Raw genomic sequence first — 812 nt, forward strand, 5'->3', positions numbered from 1 at the left:
CCGCAGCTGGCGCAGGAAGCGTTCCCGCCAGGCCTGGGCATGCCCCAGGTCGAGCAGGCTCAGCCTGGCGGCGCGCCACAGCACCCCGCCGCCGGCCAGGAAGAGGCCGCCCAGGATCACCGCCAGGGCGCCCAGCCAGGTGGTCCAGGCCAGGCGCAGCTCGCTGCCGACCCCGGCGCCGAAGAGGCTGCCCAGGGTGGCGGCCACGTCGGGCAGCAGGGCCCGGGCCAGCCAGGCCCCGCCGACCAGCCCGGCGAGGGCGCCGGCCAGGCCGAGCAGCAACAGTTCCAGGACCAGCAGCCCCACCAGGGCCCGGGCCGAGACGCCCAGGGCGCGCAGGGTGCGCAGCATCCCCAGGCGCTGCTCCAGGGCCAGGGTGAGCGCCGCCTGGACGATGAAGAGCCCTACCACCAGGGCCAGCAGGGCCATGGCGGTGAGGTTGAGGTGGAAGCTCTCGGTGAGCTGGCCCGGCGACACCAGGGTCTCGGCACGGCTCAGCACCAGCCCCTCGGGGGCCTCGGCCAGGCGCACCGGGGCGGCCACCAGCCGGGTGATCCGCTCGCCGCTCGCCAACAGGGCCGCGGCGGCGGCGATATCCATCACCAGGGTGTCAGGGGGCAGCGCCGGGGCCAGGCTCAGCGGCGGCAGGGGTCGACCGTCGGCCAGGGCGGGGGTGGCGCCTTCGGCCACGCGTGCGCGCACCTCCAGGGCGGCCAGGGTGTCGGGGGCCAGCCGGGTCTGCCAGGGGGGCGTGAGAAAGTCGCTGAGATCCCCACCGCCGGCGGTGGCGAACTCGCTGTCGCCGGGCAGGG

The 812-nt window shown here is 76.7% G+C and carries 1 protein-coding gene; it reads right to left on the reverse strand.

Features of this window, described 5'->3' with window-relative positions; translation table 11 throughout:
• Nucleotides 1–812, reverse strand: an 812-nt coding sequence (locus tag J5F18_RS02650; protein WP_346300801.1) for an FtsX-like permease family protein, incomplete at both ends; no start/stop codon positions are given.

It is taken from the genome of Halomonas sp. BM-2019, from assembly GCF_017584085.1.